23 protein-coding genes are annotated in these 19,558 nt (G+C 67.7%); 17 read left to right on the top strand and 6 right to left on the bottom strand.

Annotation, left to right across the window (positions count from 1 at the left end; translation table 11 throughout):
- The first annotated feature begins 43 nt into the window (after positions 1-43).
- The gene (locus OCH7691_RS04165; protein ID WP_217807786.1) at positions 44-886 is read left to right on the top strand and encodes a LysR substrate-binding domain-containing protein; all 843 of its coding nucleotides are present in this window, start codon (positions 44-46) and stop codon (positions 884-886) included.
- A gap of 37 nt (positions 887-923) precedes the next feature.
- Here the strand turns inward: OCH7691_RS04165 and OCH7691_RS04160 are convergent, their stop codons facing one another.
- Together OCH7691_RS04160 and OCH7691_RS04155 are read right to left on the bottom strand one after the other, a co-directional pair.
- Positions 924-1,625, bottom strand: a complete 702-nt coding sequence (locus OCH7691_RS04160; RefSeq protein ID WP_085882129.1) for a DUF2927 domain-containing protein — start codon at positions 1,623-1,625, stop codon at positions 924-926.
- A gap of 139 nt (positions 1,626-1,764) precedes the next feature.
- On the bottom strand, positions 1,765-2,955 hold the full coding sequence (locus OCH7691_RS04155; RefSeq protein WP_085882128.1) for an NAD(P)/FAD-dependent oxidoreductase: 1,191 nt from the start codon (positions 2,953-2,955) through the stop codon (positions 1,765-1,767).
- A 98-nt stretch (positions 2,956-3,053) separates the two neighbouring features.
- Between OCH7691_RS04155 and OCH7691_RS04150 the strand changes: the two genes are divergently transcribed.
- The 5 genes from OCH7691_RS04150 (at position 3,054) to OCH7691_RS04130 (ending at position 6,605) form a co-directional block, all read left to right on the top strand.
- A complete protein-coding gene (locus OCH7691_RS04150) occupies positions 3,054-3,254 on the top strand; it encodes a twin transmembrane helix small protein (protein ID WP_085882127.1) in 201 nt (66 codons plus the stop codon).
- Positions 3,255-3,291: 37 nt separating this feature from the next.
- On the top strand, positions 3,292-3,855 hold the full coding sequence (locus tag OCH7691_RS04145; RefSeq protein ID WP_085882126.1) for a cob(I)yrinic acid a,c-diamide adenosyltransferase: 564 nt from the start codon (positions 3,292-3,294) through the stop codon (positions 3,853-3,855).
- 148 nt (positions 3,856-4,003) lie between these two features.
- A complete protein-coding gene (locus OCH7691_RS04140; protein ID WP_085882125.1) occupies positions 4,004-4,753 on the top strand; it encodes an electron transfer flavoprotein subunit beta/FixA family protein in 750 nt (249 codons plus the stop codon).
- Positions 4,753-5,685, top strand: a complete 933-nt coding sequence (locus OCH7691_RS04135; RefSeq protein ID WP_085882124.1) for an electron transfer flavoprotein subunit alpha/FixB family protein — start codon at positions 4,753-4,755, stop codon at positions 5,683-5,685. The genes OCH7691_RS04140 and OCH7691_RS04135 overlap by 1 nt, the downstream gene beginning before the upstream one ends.
- 26 nt (positions 5,686-5,711) lie before the next feature.
- Positions 5,712-6,605: a 3-hydroxybutyryl-CoA dehydrogenase gene (locus OCH7691_RS04130; protein ID WP_085882123.1), complete on the top strand. Its 894-nt coding sequence runs from the start codon at positions 5,712-5,714 to the stop codon at positions 6,603-6,605.
- Between the two features lie 24 nt (positions 6,606-6,629).
- Here OCH7691_RS04130 and OCH7691_RS04125 read toward each other — a convergent pair whose 3' ends face one another.
- Positions 6,630-7,193, bottom strand: a complete 564-nt coding sequence (locus tag OCH7691_RS04125) for a TlpA family protein disulfide reductase (RefSeq protein ID WP_176244907.1) — start codon at positions 7,191-7,193, stop codon at positions 6,630-6,632.
- A 40-nt stretch (positions 7,194-7,233) separates the two neighbouring features.
- On the opposite strand from OCH7691_RS04125, the gene argH reads away from it, so the two are divergent.
- The 4 genes from argH (at position 7,234) to OCH7691_RS04110 (ending at position 12,663) form a co-directional block, all read left to right on the top strand.
- Positions 7,234-8,637, top strand: a complete 1,404-nt coding sequence (gene argH / locus OCH7691_RS04120) for an argininosuccinate lyase (RefSeq protein WP_085882122.1) — start codon at positions 7,234-7,236, stop codon at positions 8,635-8,637.
- Positions 8,634-8,765 (top strand): hypothetical protein, encoded by a 132-nt coding sequence (locus OCH7691_RS23745; RefSeq protein ID WP_281251883.1) that lies wholly within the window; start codon positions 8,634-8,636, stop codon positions 8,763-8,765. The genes argH and OCH7691_RS23745 overlap by 4 nt, the downstream gene beginning before the upstream one ends.
- Before the next feature lie 89 nt (positions 8,766-8,854).
- Positions 8,855-10,147 carry a diaminopimelate decarboxylase gene (gene lysA / locus OCH7691_RS04115; RefSeq protein WP_085882121.1) on the top strand — a complete coding sequence of 431 codons (1,293 nt, stop codon included), beginning with the start codon at positions 8,855-8,857 and terminating at the stop codon, positions 10,145-10,147.
- Positions 10,144-12,663, top strand: coding sequence for a TIGR02302 family protein (locus OCH7691_RS04110; RefSeq protein WP_085882120.1), 2,520 nt, complete (start codon positions 10,144-10,146; stop codon positions 12,661-12,663). Before lysA ends, OCH7691_RS04110 begins: the two co-directional genes overlap by 4 nt.
- Positions 12,664-12,702: 39 nt before the next feature.
- Here OCH7691_RS04110 and OCH7691_RS04105 read toward each other — a convergent pair whose 3' ends face one another.
- Genes OCH7691_RS04105 through OCH7691_RS04095 form a run of 3 tightly spaced genes read right to left on the bottom strand, consistent with a single transcriptional unit; the run spans position 12,703 to position 14,374 of the window.
- On the bottom strand, positions 12,703-13,071 hold the full coding sequence (locus OCH7691_RS04105; RefSeq protein ID WP_085882119.1) for a response regulator: 369 nt from the start codon (positions 13,069-13,071) through the stop codon (positions 12,703-12,705).
- Positions 13,072-13,088: 17 nt separating this feature from the next.
- On the bottom strand, positions 13,089-13,595 hold the full coding sequence (gene hpt / locus OCH7691_RS04100; RefSeq protein WP_245826468.1) for a hypoxanthine phosphoribosyltransferase: 507 nt from the start codon (positions 13,593-13,595) through the stop codon (positions 13,089-13,091).
- 38 nt (positions 13,596-13,633) lie between these two features.
- Complete coding sequence (locus tag OCH7691_RS04095; protein WP_085883488.1) at positions 13,634-14,374, bottom strand: MJ0042-type zinc finger domain-containing protein; 741 nt, start codon at positions 14,372-14,374, stop codon at positions 13,634-13,636.
- Between the two features lie 168 nt (positions 14,375-14,542).
- Here OCH7691_RS04095 and ftsE point away from each other — a divergent pair, with 168 nt between their 5' ends.
- The 7 genes from ftsE (at position 14,543) to OCH7691_RS04060 (ending at position 19,558) form a co-directional block, all read left to right on the top strand.
- The gene (gene ftsE, locus OCH7691_RS04090) at positions 14,543-15,259 is read left to right on the top strand and encodes a cell division ATP-binding protein FtsE (protein WP_085882117.1); all 717 of its coding nucleotides are present in this window, start codon (positions 14,543-14,545) and stop codon (positions 15,257-15,259) included.
- Complete coding sequence (locus OCH7691_RS04085) at positions 15,252-16,127, top strand: cell division protein FtsX (protein WP_085882116.1); 876 nt, start codon at positions 15,252-15,254, stop codon at positions 16,125-16,127. Before ftsE ends, OCH7691_RS04085 begins: the two co-directional genes overlap by 8 nt.
- A 2-nt stretch (positions 16,128-16,129) precedes the next feature.
- A complete protein-coding gene (locus OCH7691_RS04080; protein WP_085882115.1) occupies positions 16,130-16,675 on the top strand; it encodes a D-glycero-alpha-D-manno-heptose-1,7-bisphosphate 7-phosphatase in 546 nt (181 codons plus the stop codon).
- Complete coding sequence (locus OCH7691_RS04075) at positions 16,675-17,295, top strand: YdcF family protein (protein ID WP_085882114.1); 621 nt, start codon at positions 16,675-16,677, stop codon at positions 17,293-17,295. Before OCH7691_RS04080 ends, OCH7691_RS04075 begins: the two co-directional genes overlap by 1 nt.
- Positions 17,292-18,011 carry a lysophospholipid acyltransferase family protein gene (locus tag OCH7691_RS04070; protein ID WP_085882113.1) on the top strand — a complete coding sequence of 240 codons (720 nt, stop codon included), beginning with the start codon at positions 17,292-17,294 and terminating at the stop codon, positions 18,009-18,011. The genes OCH7691_RS04075 and OCH7691_RS04070 overlap by 4 nt, the downstream gene beginning before the upstream one ends.
- A 93-nt stretch (positions 18,012-18,104) precedes the next feature.
- Positions 18,105-18,473 (top strand): group I truncated hemoglobin, encoded by a 369-nt coding sequence (locus OCH7691_RS04065; RefSeq protein WP_085882112.1) that lies wholly within the window; start codon positions 18,105-18,107, stop codon positions 18,471-18,473.
- Complete coding sequence (locus tag OCH7691_RS04060) at positions 18,470-19,558, top strand: adenylate/guanylate cyclase domain-containing protein (protein ID WP_217807785.1); 1,089 nt, start codon at positions 18,470-18,472, stop codon at positions 19,556-19,558. The genes OCH7691_RS04065 and OCH7691_RS04060 overlap by 4 nt, the downstream gene beginning before the upstream one ends.

Below are 19,558 nucleotides of genomic sequence, written 5' to 3'. Positions count from 1 at the left end.
GCCTGAAAGAGCCGCTCCGCCCGTGCGAATGCCGAACCTGAACATGTTGCGGATGTTCGATGCCGCCGCCCGGCACCTCAATTTCCGACGCGCCGCGGACGAGCTGAACCTGACGCCCGGGGCGGTGGCGCAGCAGGTCCGGCGGCTGGAGGCCGACCTCGGGGTGCCGCTGTTCCTGCGGCAGGCCCGCGGCCTGGCACTGACCGAGAGCGGGGCCAGTTATCACGCGCCGCTCCGCCGGGCATTCACGATCATCGAACAGGCGACCCGTGAGCTCCGGCCGGAGAACGCCCGTATAACCCTCAGCATGACACCGTCGTTCGCCGCGAAATGGCTGGTGCCCCGGCTCGGCCGCTTCGCCGAGCGACATCCCGACATCGATCTCCACACGATGGCGAGCGAACGGCTCGCGGATTTTCGCTCCGACGGCATCGACCTGGCGATCCGCCAGGGGCGCCCACCGTTCGGAAAGGGTCTGGAATGGTCGCTGCTCGCCCGCCTCGACCTCTGCGCGGTCTGCAGTCCGGAGTTCGGAAAGACCGTCAGTGCCGTCGACCATATCGGCGCGCTGGCCGATCGCCGCCTGATCCAGGACAGCCACCGATACTGGGAAGCGCTGCTCGCCGACACGGCCAATGGCGCCCGGCATCGGATCATGCAGTTCAATCAGACCGCGCTGGCCATGGATGCCGCGGCAAACGGGCAAGGCATCGCGCTCGTGCCACGTCTGCTTCTGGGCAGTTCGCTCGCCGAGGGCCGGCTCGTCGTCCTGTGGCAGGACGGGCGGGAGGACCAGGGCGGCTATTACGTGGTTCAACCCGCGCAGCGAAAGTCGAACGCCGCGCGAGATGCCGTGCTGGAATGGCTTCGTTCGGAGGTCACGTGACGGTGCGGCGACAACGTCAGCATGCGCGATACGGCCGTCAGCTGGCCGAACGCCCCGGCATCAATGCCCGGCGGGCGATGGCGAGCGCCTCCGCCCGCACCATCCCGGGGCTGAGTTCGGCGCTGTAGAGCAGGCGGATCGCCATCTCGTCGAAGGCGCTGAAATCGCTTGTCCGGGCATCCGTATGACGGTGCGCCAATACCGACGGGCAGTCCGCCCCGGCGTCGCGCCCGGCCCAGTGATTGTCGAACCCGACCGCGTGCATCATCTCGTGCGCCAGGCAATCGGCGTAATCGGCGCCGATGTCGATCGCGGCGCGGAACAGGTGGCCCTGGCGGCCCCATGTACGGGTGAAGCAGACCGCGCCCTCGTCGCCGTGGCGGGCGCCGACCCGGGCATCGTCATGCACCGTGATGTCGATATGCCGGGTTCGGTAGGGTATCTCGTCCACAAGCCGGAACCGGCGCCCCGTCCAGTCGCTCAGACGCGCCGCGATGCGGGCGACCTCGGCCCGGGTCCGAGCAGACGCGCTGCCCCGCAGGCGGATCACGACCGGCCCTTCAAAGCGACGGACGAGGCCCGGAACGCTGGCGTCCTGCCCCTCGCCCCGCATCAGCGCCAGCGAATCGAAGAAGACCAGCGCCATCCGGCCGGACGGAAGCGGCGCGGGAGCAGGCCCGGCGGTAAACGCCGGGAGCAGCAGAAGGCCCAGGGCGACGACAAGCCAGCGTGCCGGCATTGCGATCCTCCGCGCTTCCGGGGATCGCGCCGCCGCCACCTGGCGTCGTTCGGATCCCCGTTCGTCAACAGGCACCGAGCATAGCCCCGCCGGCTTTAACGAACCGTGTCCGGGGTCACGGCACGGTGTCGGCGACTGTTCAGACCACGTTCTTCTCCAGTACCGGCTCGTTGGCGACGATCCGCTCGTAGCCGAAGCGCGAGAGATCGAGGCTGCGATAGCCGCCCTCGACGATCAGTTCGGCGATGGCGCGACCGACCGCCGGCGATTGCTGCAGGCCATGCCCGGAAAAGCCGTTAGCGAAATAGAAGTTCCCGATCTCCGGGTGGGGGCCGAGCACGGCATTCTGGTCGAGCGTGTTGTAGGCATAGTGCCCGGCCCAGGCCCGGATCATCTTGATCGCCTCGAAGTCCGGCACGCGCGCCGCCAGCACAGGCCATATCCGCTCGTCGAACCAGTCGTGATCGACTTCCAGATCGAGGCAGTCAGGGTCGGGATCGTCGACGCCCGGCGAGAGGCCGGTGATGAACTGCGGGCCCTCGGGACGGAAATAGACGCCGGACGGGTCGATCACCAGCGGGCAGTCGGCGAAGCGGCCGTCGGCAGCGGCCCGGCAGTCGAACACGAAGACGAAGCGCTTGCGCGGCCGCACCGGCAGCGAGAGCCCGGCCATCGCGGCGATCTCGGCGCCGCGCGGCCCGGCCGCGTCGACCAGTGCCCCGCAGGCGAGCCGCCCGCCGCTTTCAAGCCGCGCGGCGGTGATCCGGGCGCCATCGCGGTCAAGCCCGACGACCCGGTCGTGGCGATAGTCGACGCCGAGCGAGCGCGCCTTGCGCCGGAAGGCCTGGCCAAGGCCGTAGCCATCGAACCAGCCCTCGCCGGCGAGCCCGAGCGTGCCGGCAGCAAGGTCGTCGAGCGCGAGCCAGGGATAGCGTGCGGCCAGCGCCGCGGTGTCGAGCAGCGCGATTTCCGCCCCCTCGGCGGTCTGAATGGCGTGATTGGCGGCCAGCACCGGCAGGCCGGCAGGGGTTGCAAGGAACAGGTATCCGGCCGCGTGGAAGCCGATATCGACCGGATCGCCATCGACCCCCAGATGCTCCTGCAGGGAGCCGAGGAAGGCATGGCCGAACTGCGACATGCGGATATTCTCGGGCGTCGAGAACTGCTGGCGGATCGATCCGGCCGACCGCGCGGTCGAGCCTTCCGAATAGCTCGCGTCCCGTTCGACGACGGTGACGCGACCGGGAAATCGCGCCGGCCCCTTCAGGAAGTAGGCAACGGCGCTGCCGATGACGCCGCCGCCGACGATGACGATATCCGCAGCTTCCAACGCATACTCCCACGACCGAATGCATCGCTAATAGCCGGAGGCGGCAGGCTTCGGCAAGGCCCCTGTGCGGTTGGCGCGCGACGCACTATATTTCGCCAATGAACGTTTTTGCCCTCCTCATACCGGTCATGGTCCTCGCGACCGTCGCGGTGCTCGGCGTCGGCATCTTCTCGATGCTGCGCGGCGGCGAATTCAATCGCCGCAACGCCAACAAGCTGATGCGCCTTCGCATCCTCTTCCAATTCCTCGCCGTGATCCTCATCATGGCCGCCCTGTGGATGATGGGCGCGCCGTCCTGACGGGCGGAACCCGGCGCCAGGCAGCATTGGAGGGGACATGGTCAAACTGACCCGGATCTATACCCGTGGCGGCGATCGCGGCGAAACCTCGCTCGGCGACGGCAGCAGGGTCGGCAAGGACGCGCTCCGGGTCGATGCCTATGGCGACGTCGACGAGGCGAACGCGGCGATCGGGCTGGCGCGCCTGCATGCCGCGGGCCGGCTCGACGAGACCCTGGCACGGATCCAGAACGACCTCTTCGACCTCGGCGCGGATCTCTGCACGCCGGAGGCGGAAGGATCGACGCGGGAGCGGCTTCGCGTGACCGATCCGCAGGTGACCTGGCTGGAATCCGAGATCGACCGGGTGAACGCCGCTCTGGCACCGCTCGAATCCTTCATCCTGCCGGGTGGCGCGGCCGCGGCGGCGTTCCTGCACCAGGCCCGCACCGTGACGCGGCGGGCGGAACGGCGGGTCGTTGCCCTGGCCCGCGAGGAAGTCGTGAGCGAGGCCGCGATCCGCTACATCAACCGGCTCTCGGACCTGCTCTTCGTGCTCGCCCGGGAAGCGAATGACAACGGCGGCCGCGACGTGCTCTGGAAGCCCGGCGCAAACCGCTGAGAGCGCCGGAATGCCTTCATATTCCGGGGGCTGCCATTCGTTGACACCGCAATGTCATGCTTCTATGGTGCAGCGCCGCATGCGTGAGCGATCTCCCTCGTTCGCTTAGGTCCCGCGCAACCCGTCCAACGAATTCGAAGAGCGCCGAATGAAAGTTCTTGTCGCCGTCAAACGGGTCGTTGACTACAACGTCAAGATCCGCGTCAAAGCCGACCAGACCGGGGTCGAGCTCGCCAACGTCAAGATGTCGATGAACCCGTTCGACGAGATTGCCGTCGAGGAGGCGATTCGTCTTCGGGAAGCCGGGGTCGCGAGCGAGATCATCGCGGTTTCCGTCGGGCCGCAGCAGGCGCAGGAAACCATCCGCACCGCGCTGGCCATGGGTGCCGATCGCGGAATCCTGGTCAAGACCGACGCGACCGTCGAGCCGCTCGGGGTCGCCAAGATCCTGAAAGCGCTGGTCGAGGCGGAAAGCCCGGAACTGGTCATCCTCGGCAAGCAGGCGATCGACGACGACAGCAACCAGACCGGCCAGATGCTGGCCGCGCTGCTCGGCTGGGCGCAGGGCACCTTCGCCTCGAAGATCGAGATCGCCGACGGCGCCGCCAAGGTGACGCGCGAGATCGACGGCGGCCTGCAGACGCTGACCCTCAAGATGCCGCTGATCGCGACCACCGACCTGCGCCTGAACGAGCCGCGCTACGCGTCGCTGCCGAACATCATGAAGGCGAAGAAGAAGCCGATCGACGAGCAGACGCCCGAGGCGCTCGGCGTGGACATCGCGCCCCGCCTGAAGGTTCTCAAGGTCGAGGAGCCGCCGAAGCGGAAGGCCGGCGTCAAGGTCGAATCGGTGGCTGAGCTGGTCGACAAACTGCGTAACGAAGCGGGAGTGATCTGATGACCGCCCTTGTCATTGCCGATCATGCCGGCGGCACGCTGGCCGCGGCGACCCTGAACACCGTCACCGCCGCAATCGCCGTCGACAGCGACGTGCATGTCCTCGTCGCCGGCGCCGCCGCTACCGGGGCCGCCGAGGCGGCCGCCAAGATCGCCGGCGTGGCCAAGGTGCTGCACGCCGACGACGCGGCCTACGACCACCTGCTCGCCGAGCCGACGGCGGCGCTGATCGTCGGCCTGGCCGGCGACTACGACGCGCTGCTCGCGCCGGCGACCACGAACGGCAAGAACATCATGCCGCGCGTTGCCGCCCTGCTCGACGTTGCGCAGATTTCCGACATCACCGCGGTGGTCTCGGCCGACACCTTCATCCGCCCGATCTATGCCGGCAATGCCATGGCGACGGTGCAGAGCGGCGACGCCAAGAAGATCATCACCGTGCGCGGCACGACCTTTGCCGCCGCCGCGGCTGAAGGCGGCAGCGCCTCGGTCGAGAAGGTCGGCGCGGCCGACAATCCGGGCCTGTCCGAGTTCGTCGGCGAGGAACTCTCCAAGTCCGAGCGTCCCGAGCTGACCGCCGCCAAGATCGTCATTTCCGGCGGTCGCGGCATGGGTTCCGGCGAGAATTTCGTGCTGCTGGAGAAGGTCGCCGACAAGCTCGGCGCCGCCGTCGGCGCGAGCCGCGCCGCTGTCGATGCCGGCTTCGTGCCGAACGACTACCAGGTCGGCCAGACCGGCAAGGTCGTGGCGCCCGAGCTCTACATCGCGGTCGGCATTTCCGGTGCGATCCAGCATCTCGCCGGCATGAAGGATTCGAAAGTCATTGTCGCCATCAACAAGGACGAGGAGGCGCCGATCTTCCAGGTCGCCGACTACGGCCTCGTCGCCGATCTCTTCAAGGCGATCCCGGAACTGGAAGAAGCGCTCTCCTGAGCGCGCAGCGAGGCGAGCGTAAACGAATGAGCGTGGATAACCTGCCCGAGATCAACACGATCGGCGTGATCGGCGCCGGCCAGATGGGGAACGGCATCGCCCATGTATGTGCCCTCGCCGGCTACGACGTCTATCTGACCGATATTAACGAGGAGGCGCTTTCGAAAGCGCTCAACACGATCGACGGCAACCTGGCCCGTCAGGCAGCCCGCAACGTGATCAGCGAGGAAGATCATGTCGCCGCGCTGAAGCGGATCAAGACCGCGTCGAACTACGACTTCCTCGACAAGGTCGATCTCGTGATCGAGGCGGCGACGGAGAACGAGCAGGTCAAGCGCAAGATCTTCGCGGAAGTCTGCCCGAAGCTGAATCCGGAAGCGATCGTCGCCACCAACACGTCCTCGATCTCGGTCACCCGGCTCGCCTCGACCACCGACCGGCCGGAACGTTTCATCGGCATGCATTTCATGAACCCGGTGCCGCTGATGAAGCTCGTCGAGCTGATCCGCGGCATCGCGACCGAGGAACGGACCTTCCAGGCGATCCGCGAACTCACCGTCCGACTCGGCAAGACGCCGACGCCGGCCGAGGATTTCCCGGCCTTCATCGTCAATCGCATCCTGCTGCCGATGATCAACGAGGCGGTCTACACGCTCTACGAGGGTGTCGGCACCGTCGAGGCGATCGACACCGCCATGAAGCTCGGCGCCAATCACCCGATGGGACCGCTCGAGCTGGCCGACTTCATCGGCCTCGACGTCTGTCTCGCGGTCATGCAGGTGCTCTATGACGGCCTTGCCGACAGCAAGTACCGTCCCTGCCCGCTGCTGGTGAAATATGTCGAGGCCGGCTGGCTCGGCAAGAAGGTCCAGCGCGGCTTCTACGACTATCGCGGCGAGGTTCCGGTCCCGACGCGCTGAGCGCGCCGGGCACCGAACGGTTCCTCAGGTCTTCACGGCGGCATCCAGGTAATGCCGGATCAGCGCCTTGGCCGCCGGCCCGTGCCACGCCGCGGGGCCGACCAGACGACCGATTTCCCGACCTTCATCATCGATCAGCAGCGTGGTCGGCAGGCCGAACACGCCGAGACTGCGACCCGAGGCCGAGCGGCGATCGTTGAGCGGCCGCAGATGCCGGATCCCGTAATCGGCGAAAAAGCCGGTCACCTTCTCCATGCCGCCGATATCCTGGCCGATCGCCAGCACCTCGAAGCGGTCGGAACCGAACTCCGCCTGCAGGGCGTCGAGCTCGGGCATCTCCTGCCGGCAGGGGCCGCACCAGGTCGCCCAGAAATTGACCAGCAGCAGCTTGCCGCGGAACGCGCGCAGCGAAAGCGTCGTGCCGTCGAGCGCCTCGAAGGCGATATCCGGAACTGGCTTGAGCTCGGCAGAGACGTTAAAGTTCGCCATGTCGCCGGACAGCGGCGGGGTCCCGCCATCGGCGCCGGCCGGGAAGATCGAGCCGGCCATAAGCAGTCCAGCGATCAGAAGCGATTTCAGCACAGCCACACCCAGCCTTTCTTTCCTGTCAACGCCAGAGCCCGAAACCATGACCAAGCATAACGACGCACCCTCGTCAAACCGGCAATGGGGCGGGCGCTTCTCCAGCGGCCCGGCGGCCATCATGGAGAAGATCAACGCCTCCATCGATTTCGACCGCCGGCTCTTCGCTGAAGATATCGAGGGTTCGCTGGCCCATGTCCAGATGCTGGTCGAACAGAAGATCGTGAGCGCCGAGGACGGCCGGGCGATCGCCGATGGCCTGCGGACCATCCTGCAGGAGTTCGGCGAGGGCAAGATGCGCGTCGATCCGGCGCTCGAGGACATCCATACCCATGTCGAGGCGCGGCTGAAGGAACTGATCGGCCCGGCCGCCGGGCGGCTGCACACCGCGCGCTCCCGCAACGACCAGGTGGCGACCGACCTCCGGCTCTGGGTCCGCAAGGAACTCGACGCCGCCGACCGGGGATTCGCCGATCTGCAGCAGGCGCTGCTCGACCAGGCGGAGCGCCATGCCGACACCATCATGCCGGGCTTCACCCACCTGCAGAGCGCCCAGCCGGTGACCTTCGGCCATCACATGATGGCCTATGTGGAGATGTTCGGCCGCGATCGCGGGCGCCTGCAGGACTGCCGGCGGCGGATGAACGAATGCCCGCTCGGCGCGGCGGCGCTCGCCGGCACGTCCTTCCCGATCGACCGCCAGGCAACGGCCGGGACGCTCGGCTTCGACCGGCCGACGGCGAATTCGCTGGACGCCGTGTCGGACCGGGACTTCGCGCTGGAATATCTGAGCACCGCGGCGATCGCCGCGAGCCACCTGTCGCGGCTGGCTGAGGAAATCGTCATCTGGTCGAGCGCGCAGTTCCGCTTCGTGACCTGTTCGGATTCCTTCTCGACCGGCTCCTCGATCATGCCGCAGAAGAAGAACCCGGATGCCGCCGAGCTGATCCGCGGCAAGGCCGGGCGCCTCTATGGCAACCTGACCAGCCTGCTGGTGGTCATGAAGGGCCTGCCGATGACCTACGGCAAGGACATGCAGGAGGACAAGGAACCGGTCTTCGATACCGCCGACAACCTGGCGCTCTGCGTCGCCGCGATGACCGGCATGATCGCCGAACTGACGGTCAACGAGGGGCCGATGCTGGCCGCCGCCGGGTCCGGTTTCTCGACCGCGACCGACCTCGCCGACTGGCTGGTACGGGTACTCGGCATGCCGTTCCGCGACGCCCACCACGTGACCGGCGAACTGGTCCGGCTGGCCGAGGAGAAGGCGGTCGACCTCGACGGCCTGGCGCTCGACGACATGCGCGCGGTCGAGCCGCGGATCACCGAAGCGCTCTTCGACGTGCTCGGGGTCGCCAATTCGGTCAACAGCCGGCAAAGCTACGGCGGCACCGCGCCGGCCCAGGTCAGGGCCCAGATCGCCCGCTGGCGGGAGGCGCTCCGATGAGGGCGGCTCTGCTCGCGCTCGCGGTGGCGTTCCTGTTCACCGCGACGCTCTCGGGCTGCGGCGTGAAGAACGAGCCGACGGCGCCGTCCGGCAAACAGGTCAGCAAGGACAGGAAGAGCGCCGACTGAGGCCCCGGCCTCGACAGGCAACGCGCTTCTCCGCCATGATGCGGGCGAACGGCCTCGGCCGGGCGCGCGCCCTATCGGGAACAGCAACGATGAACCATTTCGAGTATCGCGACGGCGAACTGCATGCGGAAGGCGTTCCGCTCGCCGACATCGCGCGCGCCGTGGGGACCCCCTTCTACTGTTATTCGACGGCAACGCTTGAGCGCCATTACAGGGTCTTCGCCGAGGCCTTCGCCGGCCAGCGGGCAAAGATCTTCTTCTCGCTGAAGGCCAATTCGAACCTCGCGGTCGTGCGCACCCTGGCCCGCCTCGGCGCCGGCGCCGACGTCGTTTCAGGCGGCGAGCTGCGCCGGGCCCTGCAGGCGGGCATCCCGGCCGGGAGCATCGTCTTTTCCGGGGTCGGCAAGACTCGCGACGAGATCGCCCTCGCGCTCGACGCCGGGATCTACCAGTTCAACGTCGAGTCCGAGCCGGAACTGGCCGCCCTTTCCGCACTGGCGGAGGCGCGCGGCGAGACGGCGCCGATCACCATCCGGGTCAATCCAGACGTCGATGCCGGCACGCACGAGAAGATCTCGACCGGCAAGGCGGAGAACAAGTTCGGCATCCCCTGGACCCGCGCCCGGGCGGTCTATGCCGAGGCGGCGGCGATGCCCGGCATCCGGATCGTCGGCGTCGACGTCCATATCGGTTCGCAACTGACCGACCTGCTGCCCTTCGAGGCCGCCTTCGCCCGCGTCGTCGAGCTGGTGCACGCGCTCCGCGCCGACGGCCACGATATCCAGCGGATCGACCTCGGCGGCGGCCTCGGCATTCCCTATGACATGGAACAGCCGCCGCTGCCGGCCGCCTACGGCGCGATGGTCGGGCGGATCACCGGCAATGTCGGCTGCGAGATACAGCTCGAGCCCGGCCGTCTGATCGCCGGCAACGCGGGCCTGCTGGTCAGCGAGGTGACGTACGTGAAGTCGGGTGCCAGCCGGACCTTCGTGATCCTCGACACCGCCATGAACGACCTGATCCGGCCGGCCCTCTACGACGCCTACATGAAGATCGTCCCGGTCCGCGAGGCAGCATCGGGCACGGCCCTCCAGCCGGTCGATTTCGTCGGCCCGGTTTGCGAAACCGGCGATACCTTCGCACGCGAGCGCCTCGCCCCGCCCCTTGCCGCCGGCGATTTGGTGGCCATTTGTAGTGCAGGAGCCTATGGCGCGGTGATGGCCTCGACGTACAACATGCGACCCCTGCTTCCCGAAGTGCTGGTGAACGGCGACCGCTTCGCCGTCGTCCGCGCGCGCCAGAGCGTCGAGGACCTCCTGTCCCGCGACCGGCTACCGGACTGGCTGGACGCCGCGCCACCGGCGCGCGACGCGGCACAATGAACGGCGGGCGCGACGGCTTCCTTCGATTGCCGGAGCGCCTGGCCTGGGCCGCCATTGCCTGGGAACGCCTGTGGCCGGCGCTCTGGCCGGCGACCGGAATCGCAGGCCTGTTCGTCTTTCTCTCGCTGGTCGGTCTTTGGGCGCATCTTCCCGGCTGGCTGCATCTCGCAGGTCTCGTGCTGTTCGCGATCGGTTTCGTCGCCGTTCTCGTCCGCGGCCTGCGCGGCCTGCGGGCGCCCGACCGGCTCGATGCCGTGCGCCGTCTCGAGCGCGACAGCGGCGTGCCGCACCGGCCGCTGGCGACGATCGAGGATCAACTCGCCGACAGCAGCGCCGACGAGACCACGCGGGCGATCTGGTACGAGCACCAGCGCCGCGCACGCGAACGGTTGGGCCGCCTGCGCCCCGGCCTGCCGCATCCCGAACTTGCCCGCCATGATCCGCGCGCCCTTCGCGGCGCCCTGATCCTGCTGCTGGTGATCGGCGTCGGCGTCGCCGGCCAGGACGCGCCGGAACGGCTGCGTCATGCGCTGCTCCCGGACCTCTCGGTCGCGCGCGCACCGATCGAGATCGAGGCCTGGATCAGCCCGCCCCCCTATACCCGCCTGCCGCCGGTATTCCTGACCCGGAACGCGACCGCGCCGGGTGGCCCGGGACCGGTGGTCGAGACGGCGGTGGCGGCGCCCGACCCGGTGCACGCGGTGCCGGTCGGCAGCACGCTGCTGATCCGCCTGAACGGCGGCAAGCAGCCGCCCGAACTCGTCATCGACGGGCAGGCGCAAGCCTTCGAGGCGATCGACGCCAGCAACTACCAGATCGAATCGACGCTCTCGACGGCCGAGCAGATCGTTGTCCGCGAGGGCGAGAACGCGCTCGAATCCTGGCAAGTCCGGATCATCCCGGACCTGCCGCCTACGATCGCGTTCGACGAACCGCCGATGCCGACCGCGCGAAGCGCCCTCGGGCTGCGCTATTCGGCCGCCGACGATTACGGCCTCGCCGACGCGGTCGTCGAGCTGACACGGCCTGTCGCCGGCCCCTCGGGCACCGCCGGCGACGTGACCGGCGAGCATCTGGAAATCGCCCTCGTCCTGCCGGCGCTTTCGCCCCGGCAGGCGACGGGACAGAGCTTTCACGACCTGACCGCCCATCCCTGGGCGGGGACACGGGTCGATCTGCGCCTTCTCGCGCGCGACCATGCCGGCCAGCAGGGCGCGAGCGAGACCGTCTCCATGGTGTTGCCGGAACGGGTATTCTTCCACCCGGTGGCCCGCGCCATCGTCGAACAGCGCAAGCTGCTGACCCTCGAGCCCGAGAAGCGTGAGCGGATCGCCCGCGCGCTCTCGGCGATCTCCGCCGTGCCCGAGCGCTACCACGAGGACGTCGTCGCGTTCCTCGCGCTCCGCATTGCCGTGCATCGCCTGCTGTCGCCGGAAGGCGCCGCGGCGATCCCGGAGGTCCAGGAAATCCTCTGGGAGACCGCGCTCCGGATCGAGGATGGCAATGTCTCGCTGGCGGAGCGGGCGCTGCGCAGTGCCCAGGAAAGGCTGCAGGAGGCGCTGGCCCGCAACGCGCCCGACGATGAGATCGAGCGGCTCATCGACGAACTGCGCCAGGCGATGGAGGAATTCATGCAGGCGCTCGCCGAACAGGCCCAGCGCCAGATGGCCGAGGGCGGCGAACTGCCTGAAATCGACGCCGACGCGCAGACCCTGAACCAGCAGGACCTGCAGGAGATGCTCGACCGCATCGGCGACCTCAGCAAGTCGGGCGCCAAGGAGATGGCGCAGAATCTGCTGAACCAGCTTCGCCAGATGCTGGAGAACCTGCAGGCCGGGCGGATGCCCAACATGGGCCAGCAGCAGGCTGGCCAGCAGGCGCTCCAGGAACTCGGCAATCTCATGCAGGGCCAGCAGGAACTGCTCGACGAGACCTTTCGCCGCTCGCAGCAAGGCCAGCGCGGCCAGCAGGGCCAGCAGGGGCAGCGCCGGCCGGGACAGCCGGGCGAGCAGGGACAGCCGGGTCAGCCGGGCGACAGCGGCGACCTCGCCGCCCGCCAGGAGGCGCTTCGCCGCGCGCTCGGCGACATCATGGCCCGGCTCGGCGCCGGCCGCGGCGCGATCCCCGACCCGCTCGGCCAGGCCGAGCGGATGATGCGCGACGCCGGGCGCTCGCTGGAGGGCTCGGAAACCGAAAGCGCGCTCGGTTCGCAGAGCGACGCCCTCGAACAGCTCCGCGCCGGCGCCCAGGCGCTTGCGCAGGAGATGATGGAACAGATGGGCCAGGGCGAGCAGGGCCGGACCGCGCAGAATCCGGGCGATCCGTCGTCCCGCGACCCGCTCGGCCGGCCGGTCGGCGGCAACTGGGGGGATACCGGCGACGATGTCAGCGTGCCCGACAAGGCCGACCTGCAGCGCGCCCGGGAAATTCTGAACGAACTCTATCGCCGCTCCGGCGAGCGCGGCCGCCCGCGTTTCGAGCTTGATTATATCGACCGGCTGCTGCGCCGCTTCTGAGGCGACCCGGCACGCCGTCAGCGGACGGCCAGGAAACCTTCAGGCATGCGGTACGGCAAGCGCCTCGTCGACCTTGGCGCAGATCTCGTCGAGCGAGAACGGCTTGAGAATGACGTCGTGGATCAGCGCGTCCAGGTTATGCGCCCGCTGCCGCTCGTTGGCATACCCGGTCATCATCAGGATCCGCATCGCCGGATAGTCGCGCGAGACCTTGAGGGCCAGCGCGATGCCGTCCATCACCGGCATGACGATATCGGTGAGCAACAGGTCGAACGGCTCGCGCTGCAGCGCTTCGAGCGCCGAGGCTCCGTCGATCGCCTGGCCGACCTCGTGGCCGCGGTATCGCAACGCCCGGGTCACGAACTCGCGGACCGTCTCCTCATCGTCGGCAACCAGTATGCGCGCCATTTCCCCGACTGCCCGCGTCAATCCGCCAGGTAGCCGATATAGGGCAACTCGCGATAGTAATGCGCATAATCGAGACCGTAACCGACCACGAAGCGGTCCGGGCAGGTGAATCCGACGAACTCGGCATCGAGATCGACGACCCGCTTGCCCGGCTTGTCGAGCAGCACGCAGACCTCGACATCGCGGGCGCCGCGCTCGGCCAGCGCCTTCTTGGCGAAGCCCAGCGTGCGGCCCGATTCGAGGATGTCGTCGACCAGCAGCACGTTGCGGTCACGGACGTCGTCGGAAATGTCGCGGCTGATATGGACGCTGCCCGAGCTTTCCGTCGCGCTGCCGTAGGACGAGAGCGCCATGAAATCGATCTGCGGCTGCACGCCCGCGTGATGCAGCGCCCGGACCAGGTCGGCGGCGAAGACGAAGCTGCCCTTCAGGATCGCCACGACCAGCACGTCGGTGCCGAGCGAACTGGCGATGCTGGCGGCCAGCTCCTCGTTCCGCGCGGCGATCTCGGCGGCCGAGTACAAGACCTCCGCCCTCTTGCGGCCGCGTCCCGTTGTATTGATCACTGTTCCTGCCCGCCCGTTTCGACGAATGTCACTTTCACGCCCACCGCCGCAGCAGGTGGATTCTTCAGCCGCTTCGAGAAATGCAGCACGTCGCCTGCCGCCAGTTCGGAGACGCCGAGATCCGCCGTCCAGTGGTAGATTTCCTGCTGATCGGCATTCTGCAGCGCGATGCGCAGGCGTGGCAACGGCCGGGTCTCGCGCGCAACGTTGCGGATGTCGCCCGAGACGATCAGGAACATCTCGCCGTTCTTCTCGGGCTGCTTGGACGGCTTGACGTTCTCGAACTCGAGACCGATCTGGTTCGGATTGACCGGCATCTGCAGCATTCCGTAGAGCTTGCTCGATGCCGGCCAGAGCTGGACGATCTGTTCGCGCGCAAGGAGTGCCCCGGCACACAGCGCGGCGACCACGACGAGCAGGGCAAGCCAGCCAATTAGACCGTAGCCGGACCGTCGTTCCTTGCGCAGCGCCGGCAGGTTGCGGCCGCGTTCGCGACCCCGGCCGCGCTTTTCCTTGCGGCGAGCGCCCTCGCCCTCGCCGGTCGCGACGACGTCCTCCGGCTCCGGCGGAGGCGGCGGGGTGATCGGGATCTCGTTATCGGGAAGTGCGCTCGGCGGCGGCGGAAATTCACGCCAGGTGTGGCTGCATTTCGCGCATCGCACGACACGACCTTCACTGCCGAGCGCAGCCGGATCAATGAGATATCGCGTTGCGCAGGAAGGACAGGTTAATATCATCCGCGGGAGTTTTGCTTTCGAACCAAAACTTTATAGGCCGTTGCTGATACCGGCGCAAGGTTGAGCAACGGCGTGAACATGATGGTCCGATGGTTGGATGGCAGTCGTCAAGCGGCCTTGCCGTCCACCCGGTTTCCATTGCCGGATCGTTGAGGGGGTTGCCCGATCGTGGTGCGTTTCCAGAATGTCGGCATGCGCTATGCCAACGGCCCGGAGGTGTTGCGCGACATCTCGTTCGAGCTGGCGCCGGGCTCCTTCCATTTCCTGACCGGACGGACCGGGGCCGGCAAGACGTCGATGCTGAAACTGATGTCGCTGTCGCACCGGCCGAGCCGCGGCCTGGTGACGATGTTCGACCAGGACGTCTCGCGTGCCGCCCGCGCCGACCTGGTGGCGCTGCGCCGCCGGATCGGCGTGGTGTTCCAGGATTTCCGCCTGCTCGACCATCTTTCGGCGGTCGACAACGTGGCCCTGCCGCTGCGCATCGCCGGCGCGCCGGCGAATCAGATCGGCGCCCATGTCCGCGAGCTGCTGTCCTGGGTCGGGCTGGAAGATCGCATGGACGCCCGGCCGCCGACCCTGTCGGGCGGCGAGCAGCAGCGCGTCGCCATCGCGCGGGCGGTCATCGCCCGGCCGAAGCTGCTGCTCGCCGACGAGCCGACCGGCAACATCGACACCACGATGGGGCACCGGCTGATGCGGCTGTTCGTCGAACTCAACAAGATCGGTACCACCGTGGTCATCGCCACCCATGACGAATCGCTGATCGCGCGCTTCCCGAACCCGCTGCTGGTGATCAGCCAGGGCGAGCTTCGCACCGTTCCGGCCGGGGTCCCTGCCTTCGCCGAGGCGGCACCCGCCGACGGAGACGCCGGCAATGGCTAGAGTCCACGAGCTTCGGCTGGAGCGCGACGGGTCCGCCCGCACCCTGCCCTACCTGATCGCGGTGATGCTGTTTCTCGCCGCGCTCGCGATCGCCGGCGCATCGAGCCTGCACGGCGCCGTCGGCGGCTGGCAGGCCACGGCCGAGAGCCAGCTGACGGTCGAGATCGCCCACAGGGCGGACGCCGACATGGCGGCGCTCGAGGCGGCAGCGGTCGAGCGCCTGCGCCAGATCCCCGGCGTCGCAACGGCGACGGCGCTTCCGGAAGCCGAGCTTCGCCGCCTCGTGAGCCCCTGGTTCGGCGATGACGAGGTGACCGCGAAACTGCCGCTGCCGCGCCTGATCGACGTGCGGCTCGACGCGGCGGCCGGGCTCGACCCCGAGACCATCGCCGCACGCCTCGCCGAGACCGTGCCGGAGGCGCATGTCGAGGATTTCCGGCCCTGGATGGCGCCGCTCGTTCGCTTCGCCCGGGCCATGCAGCTTGTCGCGCTCTCCGTCTTCCTGCTGATCGCAGGCGCCACGGCGACGATCGTCGTCTTCGCCACCCGGGCCGGCCTGGCCTCGCAGTCGGCGGTGATCGAGGTCCTGCACCTGGTCGGGGCCCATGACGCCTATGTGGCGCGCCAGTTCGAGCGTCATTTCCTGCGGCTGACCATCGCCGGCGCGGTGCCCGGGCTGGTTCTCGGCGTCGCTGCCGCGCTCGCCCTGCAGGGGCTGGCGGCACAGGTCGACATTCCGCTCGTTTCCGGTTTCCATATCGGTGTGGCAGGCTGGATCGCGATGGCGCTGGCCGGTCCGGCGCTCGCGCTTCTGGTTGTCGCGACGACGCGCTACACGGTGATTTCGGCGCTCAGGCGGATGATGTGAGGATGCTGGTACTGCTCGATCGGGACGGGGTGCTGAACGAGGACCGCCCGGACTATGTCCGCAGCCCGGCGGAACTCCGGATGCTGCCCGGCGCCGTCGAGGGCGTGCGCCGTCTGACCGAGGCCGGCGCCCGGGTTGCCGTCGTCACCAACCAGGCCTGCGTTGGCAAGGGCATCGTCAGCCCGTCGATGCTGGAGGAAATTCACCGCAAGCTGCGCGAGACGATCCTGGCCGGCGGCGGCCGGCTCGACGCCATCTTCGCCTGCACCGATTTGCCAAGCAGCCACAGCGAGCGGCGCAAGCCGGCGCCCGGCATGCTGATCGAGGCGATGCGGCAGTTCGGCTGCCAACCGGCGGAGACGGTCATGGTCGGCGACGCGCTGCGCGACATGGAAGCCGCCGCGCGGGTCGGCTGCGGCCGTATCCTGGTGCGCACCGGCAAGGGCATCGCGACCCAGGCGGCCGGCCTGCCACGCGAGGTGCTGCCGGTCCGGGTCGCCGAGGATCTCCGCGAGGCCGCCGAACAGATCCTGGAGACCGCCCGTTGATGCGTCGGTTCTACCTGCCGGAGGCGCGCGACCTGATCGTCGTGCTGTGCGCGCTGCTGCTCTTCTGGTTCGGCGGATTCCTGGGCTTCTGCGCCGGCATGCCGACGCCTGGCACGACGGTCGCGGTCCCGCATGACGGCATCGTGGTGCTGACCGGGACGCGCGACCGGCTGGTTGCCGGCTTCGACCTCCTGCGCCAGGGACTCGGCAGGCGGCTGCTGATCTCCGGGGTCAACCCGGCGACGACCAAGGCGATACTCGGCCAGGCCACCGGGCAGGACGAACAGCTGCTCGATTGCTGCGTCGATCTCGGACGCATCGCCCTGCACACCCGCGGCAATGCGACCGAGGCCATCCTGTGGGCGGAAAGCCACGGATTTCATTCGCTGATCGTCGTCACCACGGGCTATCACATGCCGCGCAGCATGCTCGAGTTCCGCGCCCGGATGCCGGCGCTCTCGCTCACGCCCTTCGCAACCCGGAGCGATGCGGTGACGCCAGGCGGCTGGTGGTACCGGCCACGCGCGCTGTTCGTGATGTTCAGCGAGTTCAACAAGTATCTCGTCAGCCTGGTCCGCGTCCGCCTGACCGACAACCTGCCGGAGCCCGCCCCCTCGTGACCTTCCTTCGTTCGCTCGTCTTCAACATCGCGTTCTGGCTCTGGTCGGCGATCATGAACCTGGCTTTCCTGCCGGGTCTGCTCGGCGACCGCCTGCTGATCGTACGCGGCCAGCGGCTCTGGACGCGCGGCGTCATCGTCCTGATGCGGCTGTTCGCCGGCATCCGCCTGGAGATCCGCGGGCGGGAGAACCTGCCCGACGGCCCGTTCATCCTCGCCGCCAAGCACCAGTCGGCCTTCGACACGATGGTCTTTCACGACCTGCTCGACGATCCGGCCATCGTAATGAAGAGGGAACTGCTCTCGATCCCGATTTACGGCTGGTATTGCCGGAAGACCGAGATGATCGCCGTCGACCGCAAGGCCGGCGCCTCCGCCCTGAAGGACATGGTCCGGCAGGCCGAGGCGGCGGCGGCGAAGGGCCGCCCCATCGTGGTCTTCCCGGAAGGCACCCGCGGACAGCCGGGGGCGGCACTGCCCTATCAGCCGGGCGTCGCCGCGCTCTATGCCAGGCTCGGCCTGCCCTGCGTGCCGATGGCGCTGAACAGCGGCCTGTTATGGGGCCGGCGGAGCTTCGCCAAGCGGCCGGGCACGATGGTCATGGAGATCCTGCCCGCCATTCCGCCGGGGCTCGACCGCAAGACCTTTGCCGCCGAGCTCGAACGAAGGATCGAGGAACGCAGCCGGGCGCTGCTCGAAGTCCGGCCGGCCGGCTAGGGCGCCGACGGCGCCGGCATTCCATTTATGTCCAACTGCTAATTGCGATTCTTCGCATCTACAGTCTATCCTGATGGTGAATCGGGGGTAAGAATGGCAGTAACTCTCTTCGAGAAATACGGCGGCTTCGCCAACCTGAGCAAGATCATCATGGCGTTCTACGACAAGGCCATCGATTCCGACGTCATCGGCCCGTTTTTCGACGACATCGACATGCGCAGATTGGTCGACCACCAGACGAAGTTCATCGCCTCCGTGATGGGCGGTCCGGTTGCCTATGCCGACGACACGCTTCGCCGGGTGCATGCGACGCTGGCGATCGATCGCGGCTCGTTCGACGAGATGTCGCGGCTGCTCCGCGAAACACTTCAGGAGTTCAGGCTGGAAGCCGCCGACGTCGACATGGTCATGAACGAGATCGAGGCCCGTGCGCCGGCCATCATTTCCGGACAGGACAGGTGAGCGAGCCGGCCCGGCAGATCTCCATGGATATGGAGCGATTCCGTTCGCTCCTTCTGGATTCGGTCGGCGTGGCGCTGGCTGTCGTCGAGCCGGAACAATACCGTTTTCTCGTCCGCAACGTCGCCTTCATTGAATGGTTCCCCACGGCCGACGACAACGAATTGACGCTTCTCGAGGTGCTGCCGACGCTCGACCGGGCGGCGATGGAGGCGGAACTGGACGCCGGCCGGGACTATCGGATCGAAGTCGAGATCAAGCCCAAGCGGCGCGTCATCACGCTGGCGATCGAGCTCCATCGGGCTGTCGGCCCCGGACGCGGCGAGATCATGGTGCAATGCCAGAACATCTCGAAGATCAAGGAACTCGAATACATGATCGAGTCCTATTCGAAGATGATCGAGCGCCAGAACCGCGATCTCCGCAAGGAGAAGGAACGGGTCGAGCGGCTGCTTCTGAACATCATGCCGCAACAGGTCTACGAGGAGTGGAAGCAGTTCGGCGTCACCACGCCGCAGCGCTTCGAGGAAGCCTCGGTGCTGATGCTCGATTTCGTCGGCTTCACGGAGATGGCGGTCTCCCACGAGCCGACCAAGCTGATCGCCGAACTGAACGACATCTTCACCTCCTTCGACCGCATCGTCGAACAGTTCGGTTGCGAGCGCTTGAAGACCATCGGCGATGCCTATATCGCGGTTTCCGGCATGCCGGAAAGCAATCCCGAGCATGCCCGGAACATCGCCCGGGTGGCACTCCGCTTCATCCGCTACCTGAAGCGCCGCAATGCGATGAGCGAATTCAACTGGGAGGCCCGGATCGGCATCAACTCCGGCCCGGTCATCGGCTCGGTCGTCGGCGTACAGAAATATGTCTACGACATCTTCGGCCCTGGCATGAACCTGGCCGCCCGGCTGGAACCGCTCTGCGGGCCGATGGAGATCCTGCTGACCGGCGAGATGCATGACCTGATCCAGCAGGAATTCCGCATGACCGACCGTGGCGAGCACGAGATCCGGGGCTTCGGACGAAAACAGATCTACCGGCTGGAGAACGACCTCGCGCCGGCCAACGACAGCCACTTCTACTGA

Source organism: Oceanibacterium hippocampi, assembly GCF_900172325.1.
In the GTDB taxonomy this organism is placed as follows: Bacteria; Pseudomonadota; Alphaproteobacteria; order Sneathiellales; family Sneathiellaceae; genus Oceanibacterium; species Oceanibacterium hippocampi.
The sequence above is the reverse complement of the archived record's forward strand: the minus strand, read 5'-3'. Positions and strand labels throughout refer to the sequence as shown.